Origin of the sequence: Streptomyces blattellae, assembly GCF_009709555.1 — a bacterium.
Lineage (GTDB): Bacteria > Actinomycetota > Actinomycetes > Streptomycetales > Streptomycetaceae > Streptomyces > Streptomyces blattellae.
Genome location: NZ_WJBG01000109.1, coordinates 1 through 8,594, shown reverse-complemented (window position 1 = coordinate 8,594; position 8,594 = coordinate 1). Strand labels below are relative to the sequence as shown.

At 69.7% G+C, this 8,594-nt stretch carries 6 protein-coding genes and 1 pseudogene; 4 read left to right on the top strand and 3 right to left on the bottom strand.

The features are described 5' to 3' along the window. Positions 1-141 precede the first annotated feature (141 nt). Positions 142-1,569 (top strand): IS1182 family transposase, encoded by a 1,428-nt coding sequence (locus GFH49_RS04300; RefSeq protein WP_456243052.1) that lies wholly within the window; start codon positions 142-144, stop codon positions 1,567-1,569. A gap of 149 nt (positions 1,570-1,718) precedes the next feature. Here GFH49_RS04300 and GFH49_RS04295 read toward each other — a convergent pair. Continuing rightward, positions 1,719-1,934: pseudogene (locus tag GFH49_RS04295) on the bottom strand (AAA family ATPase); the annotation flags it as partial. Between the two features lie 84 nt (positions 1,935-2,018). Further along, a complete protein-coding gene (locus GFH49_RS04290; protein ID WP_155054399.1) occupies positions 2,019-2,318 on the bottom strand; it encodes a hypothetical protein in 300 nt (99 codons plus the stop codon). Positions 2,319-2,480: 162 nt separating this feature from the next. On the opposite strand from GFH49_RS04290, the gene GFH49_RS04285 reads away from it, so the two are divergent. Next, positions 2,481-3,326, top strand: a complete 846-nt coding sequence (locus tag GFH49_RS04285) for a helix-turn-helix domain-containing protein (RefSeq protein ID WP_155054398.1) — start codon at positions 2,481-2,483, stop codon at positions 3,324-3,326. Next, a complete protein-coding gene (locus tag GFH49_RS04280; protein WP_155054397.1) occupies positions 3,305-3,502 on the top strand; it encodes a DUF397 domain-containing protein in 198 nt (65 codons plus the stop codon). Before GFH49_RS04285 ends, GFH49_RS04280 begins: the two co-directional genes overlap by 22 nt. Positions 3,503-3,593: 91 nt before the next feature. On the opposite strand, the gene GFH49_RS04275 is transcribed toward GFH49_RS04280, so the two are convergent. After that, entirely contained in the window at positions 3,594-6,212 is a 2,619-nt protein-coding gene (locus tag GFH49_RS04275; RefSeq protein WP_155054396.1) for a glycosyltransferase family 1 protein, read from the bottom strand. 556 nt (positions 6,213-6,768) lie between these two features. Here GFH49_RS04275 and GFH49_RS04270 point away from each other — a divergent pair. Continuing rightward, positions 6,769-8,594, top strand: a 1,826-nt coding sequence (locus GFH49_RS04270) for an alpha-1,4-glucan--maltose-1-phosphate maltosyltransferase (protein ID WP_155054395.1), incomplete at its 3' end; no start/stop codon positions are given.

Here is an 8,594-nt window from a genome sequence, read left to right as displayed (position 1 = left end):
CTAGGAGCGTGTCTCAGTAACGGGCAACCCGCCTATGGTTCGTGATCATTGGTGCGGGATGATCACGGTATGCATGGTGGGGATGGGCTGTTCGAGGTCGAGCCGGTCGAGAAGAAGCGGCCGATGGGTCCTGCGGTGGCGGTGGACAAGACGTTCCGGGCGTTCGACCCGCATCAGGTCCTGCTGCTGCCGCCGTCGCTGGATGACTGGCTGCCCGAGGACCACCCGGCCCGGTTCGTCGCCGACCTGGTCGACGAGGTGCTCGACCTCGGACCGGTCCTGGCGGACTACACCGAAAAGCGCGGCTACCCGCCCTACGACCCCCGGCTGATGGTGCGGCTGCTGATCTACGGCTACACCACCGGGGTGCGCTCCTCCCGGGCGATCGAGCGCCGCATGGCCGACGACGTCGCGTTCCGGTTCCTGGCCGCCGGCCAGGCCCCCGACTTCCGCTCGATCGCCCGGTTCCGCCGCCGCCACCTGGACGCACTGGCCGGTCTGTTCACCCAGTCGCTGCACCTGGCCATGCGACTCGGCCTGGTCAAGATGGGCCGCGTCGCGCTGGACGGCACCAAGCTGGAGGCCAGTGCCTCCAAGCACAAGGCGATGAGCTACGGCCGCCTGGTCGACAAGGAAGAGCGGATCGAGGCCGAGATCGCCCAGCTGGAAGCGAAGGCCCAGGCACTGCTGGCCGACGCGGAGGCCGCCGACGAAGCCGAGGACCAGGTCTTCGGCGTGGACGGCAAGGAGGTGGACCTGCCCGCCGAACTGGACCGGCGTGAAAAGCGCCTGGCGAAGCTGCAGGCCGCCCGCGCGCAGATCGAGGCCGAGGCCGCCGACAAGGCCCGCAAGCATGCCGAGGACAAGGAACGCCGCCGTCAGCAGCGCGCCGGCACCAGTGATGAGCAGGCCGTCACCGACGCCGGCGAGGCGACCGCCGCCAGGGCCCGGCCCAAGCCCAAGGCGCAGGCCAACTTCACCGATCCCGACTCGCGGATCATGAAGAACAGCGACGGCGCCTACATCCAGGCCTACAACGCGCAGGCCGTAGTCGACGAGGAACACCAGGTCATCACCGCCGCCGACGTGACGTGCAACCCCTCGGACGCGCTGAACTACACCCTGATGCTTGACCAGTCCGCGGCGAACACCGGCGCCCACCCCAAGCAGGCGCTGGTCGACGCCGGATACTGCTCGGAAGCCAACCTCGAAGCCGCCAAGGACCGCCAACTGGCCTGCGGCACCGACACGTTCATGGCCACCGGCCGACTGGCCCACGACGAGCAGGTTCCGCCCGCTCCACGCGGACGCATCCCCAAGGACGCCACGCTGAAGGAGCGCATGGCCCGCAAGCTGCGGACCAAGCCCGGCCGGGCCGCCTACGCCCGCCGCAAGGCCATCGTCGAACCCGTCTTCGGACAGATCATGACCTGCCACAACGGCCGCCGGCTCCTCCTGCGCGGCGAAGACGGCGCCCGCGGCGAGTGGCGACTGCTTGCCGCCTGCCACAACCTCCGCAAGATCTTCCGCCACGCCGGACCGACCGGCCTCGCCGCCGCGGCCGACTGACCAACCGGGCCGCCCCGGCCACCGCGGGCCGAAATCCCGGCCCGACCGACCCGCCCGTCGGCCCCACAGGCGCTGACCGGACCACCGCGACCGATCCCGCCGATCACGACCTCCCGGCCAGTTGCCCGTTACTGAGACACGCTCCTAGCAGCCACCAGCGCGGACAGCCGGTAACGGAGTTCCAGTTGGGACCTGGCCTCGGCGGTCTCTTCAGGCGACATTTCCTCCCGACCGGATACCACCATCCGTCGGAAGACGTCGCCGCGCACGTGGGCGGCTCGCGGTAGCCGCCCGGCCAGCAGTTCGGCCACTGTGGACTTCCCCGCCGCCATCACGCCGGTGATCAGGACGACTGCGGAACTCAGTTCGGTGTCCACATGAACCTCTCGTGTGCAGACGGCATGCCCGCAGTGTGTCTTCGACACCGAGCCCTTCCGTAGGCCTGTCACTCATTCCTCCCGCAACCGACCACCTCTGCTCACCGCGATCCGCAACACATCCCCCAGCGCCTCAGTCAGCCGTACGCCGGCGAAGCGCAACTCCCTTTCTCGCGCGCCCGGTTCGGCGAGCAGCGACTTGGCCGCGTCCAGGACGTACGTGGCAGAGCCGAGCAGTTCCGTCTCCACCTCGTCCGCCATGCGGGACAGTCGGCTGTCCGGGCCTTGCGCGCTCAGGTAGCACGGCCGGCCGTCCGCCGTGGTCCAGGGCAACAGCCGCAAGGGGGCGTCCGTTCCGTCCCGCATCACCATGTTCACCATGTCTCGCTTCCCTCCGCACCTGTTCCACTGACAGGCCCGGACTTCGATGGTTACCGTGTGTGCCTCCATGGTCGCCGTAGGGCATATGGCCTCAACAGCGGCGCCCCGTCCCAGCATTGACAAAGGGACGACCACAGCAGAAAGGTGAGACCGATCATGTTCAAGCCGCAGGCCCTCACCCCGTACCTCTCCGCCCGCCACTACTTCGGCGCCGAGATGCGACGTCACCGCGAGGCGGCGCAGCTGTCGCTGGTGCAGTTGGCCGGCATCGTGAACTCCAGTAAGAGCACACTCGCGCGCATCGAGACGGCCGAGTTGATGCCTCCGCCTGACCTGCCGGACCGGCTGGACGCCGCGTTCGGCACGGACCGCCACTTCCACGGGCTCTACAAACTGGCCAAGCGGGAGGCGCATCCGGATCAGTACCAGCGATACATGGACTTCGAGGCACAGGCGGAGGTCATCGAGAACTTCGGAGCGCAGGCCATCCCAGGGCTGTTGCAGACCAAGGAGTACGCCAGCGCTCAGCTCAGCCTCCAGGAAGAGCTGTCCCGGGAACGGTTGGAGGAACTCGTCAACGCCCGTATGTCCCGGCAGGACCGGCTGCGCTCCGCCGAGCCGCCCCTGTACTGGGCGATCATCGACGAGACCGTGCTCCGGCGGCAGATGGGCAGCAGGGAGTGCATGTACAAGCAGCTGGCCCGGCTGCTCGAACAGGTGGATACTCAGGACAGCAAGGTCCAGGTGATGCCCTTCAGTGCCGGTGCGCACTACTTGATGGGCGGCGCCCTGACCATGCTGACTCTTCCCAACGGCTCCACCGCGGCCTACGAAGAGGGCATCGAGGTCGGTCATCTCTACGAGGACCGGGACTCAGCGAAGAAATGGCGACGGCGGTACGAAGTCCTCCGCGCCAACGCCCTCTCACCGGCCGCCTCGGCGGAGCTGATCCGAGACGCGATGGAGGACTACAAACCATGCAGCACACCCCCGAGCTGATCTCTGCCCGGTGGCGTCGGAGCAGTTACAGCAACGCCAACGGGGGCGAATGCGTCGAAATCACCGAGGACTTCCCCGGCGTCGTCCCCGTGCGCGACAGCAAGACCCCCAACGGCCCCGCACTCGTCGTCACGGCCGGCTCATGGACCGCGTTCGTCGCGGCTCTCAAGGGCTGATCCAGGATCCGGGCAACGGCTCAGCCCGTCCCAGGTTCTTTCCTGGGACGGGCTTTCTCGACATCAGCAAGTCATCACCGCTGATCACGACTCACCGCATCAACACCCCCGCCCCCTCCACCACATCCTCCGCAGGCACCGTCACCAGCCCCAGCTCCGCGCCGGACGCCAGCAAGCGATGCGCGGGGAGGATACGGATCGTGTAGCCGTAGGGGCCGGTGCGGTCGAGGGCGAGGGGGCCCTCGTAGAGCCACCGTCCGTCCAGATCCGGACCGCCGACCGGCTTGAGGGGCACCGTCGCCGCGTCCGTGATGCGGTCCTCCGGGTCGACGCGGCCGGACACCGCCTGCACCTCCACGTCGTCGGGCGCGAGATCGCCGAGGCCGACCCGGACCCGCACGTTGAGGGTCGTGCCGAGTTCCGCGGTGGCCGAGGCGGCGGAGGTCTCCACGTGGTCGACGGTCACCCCGTGCCACGCCGACCGCACCCTGCCCTTCCAGACGGCGAGTTCGCGGGCGGAGTCCGGCGTCATCGAGCGGTGCGCGTGCGCGGCGGGCGTGTAGAGCCGCTCGACGTACTCCCGCACCATGCGCCCGGCCAGCACCTTCGGGCCGAGCAGGGTGAGCGTCTGGCGGACCATCTCGATCCAGCGGTCGGGCAGCCCGCCCTGTCCGCGCTCGTAGAAGCGTGGCGTCACCCGTTGCTCCAGCAGGTCGTACAGTGCGGCGGCCTCTATGTCGTCGCGGCGGTCCGGGTCGGTGCCGGTGCCGTCCGCCGTCGGGATGGCCCAGCCGAAGTCCGGCTGGAACCATTCGTCCCACCAGCCGTCCAGCACCGACAGGTTGAGGCAGCCGTTGAGGGCCGCCTTCATGCCGCTGGTGCCGCAGGCCTCCAGCGGCCGGAGCGGGTTGTTCAGCCAGATGTCGCAGCCGGGGTAGAGCTTCTGCGCCATCGCCATGCCGTAGTCGGGCAGGAAGACGATGCGGTGGCGCACCCGCGGGTCGTCCGCGAACCGGACCAGCTCCTGCACCAGCCGCTTTCCGCCGTCGTCCGCCGGGTGCGCCTTTCCGGCGACCACGATCTGGACGGGGCGCTCGGGGTGCAGCAGCAGGTCCATCAGCCGGTCCGGGTCGCGCAGCATCAGCGTCAGCCGCTTGTACGACGGGACGCGCCGGGCGAACCCGATCGTCAGCACGTCCGGATCCAGCACGCCGTCGATCCACCCCAGCTCGGCGCTGCCTGCCCCGCGCTGCCGCCAGGAGGCCCGCAGCCGCCGCCGTACCTCCACGACCAACTGCTCGCGCAGGACCCGTCGCAGCTCGAAGATGTCCTGGTCGGGGATGTCACCCACCGCGTCCCAGCGGTCCGAACCGCCGATGGTCATCGCGTCCTCGGTGCGCCGGGCGCCGATCTGCCGGGCGCCCAGCCGGAAGACCTCGGGGGCCACCCAGGTGGGGGCGTGCACGCCGTTCGTCACCGAGGTGATCGGCACCTCGTCGGGGTCGAATCCGGGCCACAGCCCGGAGAACATCTCGCGGCTGACATGGCCGTGCAGCAGGGAGACGCCGTTGGCGCGCTGACCGAGACGCAGGCCCATCACGGCCATGTTGAAGAGGTTCGGTTCGCCGCCGGGGTAGGTCTCCATGCCGAGGTGGAGGATGCGTTCGACGTCGATGCGCGGGAGTTCGGCGTCGGGGCCGAAGTGACCTGCGACCAGTTCGCGGTCGAAGCGGTCGATTCCGGCCGGGACGGGGGTGTGGGTCGTGAAGACGGTGCCGGCGCGGACCGCCTCCAGAGCGGCGTCGAAGTCCAGCCCGTCATCGGCGAGTTCGGCGATGCGTTCCAGGCCGAGGAAGCCGGCGTGGCCCTCGTTGGTGTGGAAGACCTCGGGCGCGGGGTGGCCGGTCAGCCGGCAGTACGTCCGTACCGCCCGGACTCCTCCTATGCCGAGCAGCATCTCCTGGAGCAGCCGGTGCTCGCTGCCGCCGCCGTAGAGCCGGTCGGTCACGCCGCGTTCGCCGAGGCCGTTCTCCTCGACGTCCGAGTCGAGCATCAGCAGGGGCACCCTGCCCACCTGGGCCAGCCAGACACGGGCGTGCAGCGAGCGTCCGCCGGGCAGGGCGAGGGAGACCTGGGCGGGGGTGCCGTCGGGCTCCTTGAGGAGGGCGACCGGCAGCTCGTTCGGGTCGAGCACCGGGTAGTGCTCCTGCTGCCAGCCGTCCCGGGAGAGGGTCTGGCGGAAGTAGCCGTGGCGGTAGAGGAGTCCTACGCCGATCAGCGGGACGCCCAGGTCGCTGGCGGCCTTCAGATGGTCGCCGGCGAGGATGCCGAGACCGCCGGAGTACTGGGGCAGGGCGGCCGTGATGCCGAACTCCGGGGAGAAGTAGGCGACGGCGGTCGGCAGTTCGGCGGACTGGGTCTGGTACCAGCGGTCGCCGGTCACATAGTCGTTCAGGTCGTCGGCGACCGCGGTGAGGCGGCGCAGAAAGGGCCGGTCCTCGGCGAGTTCGGCGAGCCGGCCGGGCGGCACGCTGCCGAGGAGACGGACCGGGTCGCCGTCCGAGGCGGCCCAGCGCTCCGGGTCGACGGACTCGAAGAGGTAGCGGGTCTCCGCGTGCCAGGACCAGCGGAGGTTGCGCGCGAGATCGCTGAGCGGCCGGAGGGATTCGGGGAGAACGGGTCGGACGGTGAATCGACGGATCGCCTTCACATTCCACCTCAACGCTTAGCTGGATGACGCACGGCGGTGTGCGTCGGCGTCCCCGACGACGGTACCGGTGATGGCGTCGCCGCACGCCGCGGACGCGGCGGCGTCGTAGCTCGCGGACCACCCGCGGACCACTCGCGGACCACCCGCGGACCAGCGGAAGGCGCCGCCTTCGCAGGCCACCAAGGCGCCGCCTTCGCAGCTCGCCAAGGCGCTGGTTTCCGGGGCGGCATCCGGCAACGTCTCCGGCAAGGTCTCCGGCAAGGTGTCCGGGCGGGCCGCGGTTCGCCGGACAAGCTCCTGCAAGTACCGCCAAGTACCGTGCTGATTGCGACAGATTGCCAGGATCGGCTCCGTTTCCCTCGAACGGGGCCGGACTTGTGTGTAGACATACGCGTGAGTAGTTAACAAAGTGCCGGATTGCCCACCCGAATAGGGTGGGAAGGCTCCTGCGGTACACCTCACAGTCACGCCACAGCAGCATCCTTGAAGACGCCCGCAGGACCCACCTCCCCACCCCCATCCGCCCGGACCCATGTTGACGCGGACAGGAGCGGTCATGCCCGCCACGCACCACTCGTCATCGCCCCCGACATCCAGCACCGACGCACCTCCCATGCGCCCCGGCGCACTCCCCCCGCGCCCCGACGGCGCCGCCGCGCCGGCCCCGGAGCCACCCGCCCCGGCGCCACCCGCCGCGGAGCCCTCTGCCGCGGAGCCACCCGCCGCGGACGACCCGGCCGGCGTCGGGCGCATACCCGTCCTCGACGTCCGCCCGATCGTCCAGCTCGGGCGCAGGCCCGCGAAGGCCGTCACCGGCGAGCTGTTCGAGATCTCGGCCACCGTGTTCCGCGAGGGCCATGACGCGGTCGCCGCCAACGTCGTACTGAAGGATCCGGACGGCCGCCCCGGACCGTGGACCCCGATGCGCGAACTCGCGCCGGGCACCGACCGATGGGGAGCCGAGGTCGTCGCCGACCGGACCGGCCTGTGGTCGTTCACCGTGGAGGCCTGGGGCGATCCCGTCACCACCTGGCGGCACCACGCCCACATCAAGATCCCGGCCGGCATCGACACCGACCTGGTCCTGGAGGAGGGCGCCCGGCTCTACGAACGCGCGGCCACCGGTGTGCCCAGGGCCGGCGGCAGGCGGGAGGTCGTCCTCGCCGCCGTCGACGCCCTGAGGGACGAGTCACTGCCGTCCGCAGTACGCCTGGCGGCGGCCCTGACGCCGGAGGTGGACGCGGTGCTGGGACGGTATCCGCTGCGGGAGTCGGTGACCGTGTCGGAGGCGTTGCCGTTGCTGGTGGAGCGGGAACGGGCGCTGTTCGGGTCGTGGTATGAGTTCTTCCCGCGTTCGGAGGGCACGCCCGAGCGGCCGCACGGGACGTTCCGCACGGCCGCGCGCCGGCTGCCGGCGATCGCCCGGATGGGCTTCGACGTGGTGTACCTGCCGCCCGTCCATCCGATCGGGACCACCTTCCGCAAGGGCCGCAACAACAGCCTCGACCCGTCCGCGGAGGATGTCGGGGTGCCGTGGGCGATCGGGTCGCCGGAGGGCGGGCACGACGCCATCCATCCCGAGCTGGGCGGGTTTGAGGACTTCGACTGGTTCGTGGCGCGGGCGCGTTCGCTGGGGATGGAGGTGGCGCTGGACTTCGCGTTGCAGTGTTCGCCGGATCATCCGTGGGTGCACAAGCATCCGGAGTGGTTCCGTCACCGTCCGGACGGGTCGATCGCGTATGCGGAGAATCCGCCGAAGAAGTACCAGGACATCTATCCGGTCGCGTTCGACGCGGACATGGACGGCCTGGTGGCGGAGACGCTGCGGGTGCTGCGGCTGTGGATGGCGCACGGGGTGCGGATCTTCCGGGTGGACAATCCGCATACCAAGCCGGTGAACTTCTGGCAGCGGGTGCTGGCCGACATCGGGCGCACCGATCCTGATGTGGTCTTCCTGGCGGAGGCGTTCACGCGTCCGGCGATGATGCACACGCTGGCGCAGATCGGGTTCCAGCAGTCGTACACGTATTTCACCTGGCGCAACAGCAAGCAGGAGCTGACGGAGTATCTGACCGAGTTGTCGGGTGCGGCGGCCTCTTACATGCGGCCGAATTTCTTCGTCAACACGCCGGACATCCTGCACGCGTATCTGCAGCACGGCGGGCGGCCGGCGTTCGAGGTGCGGGCGGTGCTTGCGGCCACCCTGTCGCCGGCCTGGGGCGTGTACAGCGGCTACGAGCTGTGCGAGAACGTTCCGCTGCGGGAGGGCAGCGAGGAATACCTGGACTCGGAGAAGTACCAGCTCAAACCCCGCGACTGGGAAGCAGCCGAACGCGCGGGGGCCACCATCACCCCGCTGATCACCCGGCTCAACACCATCCG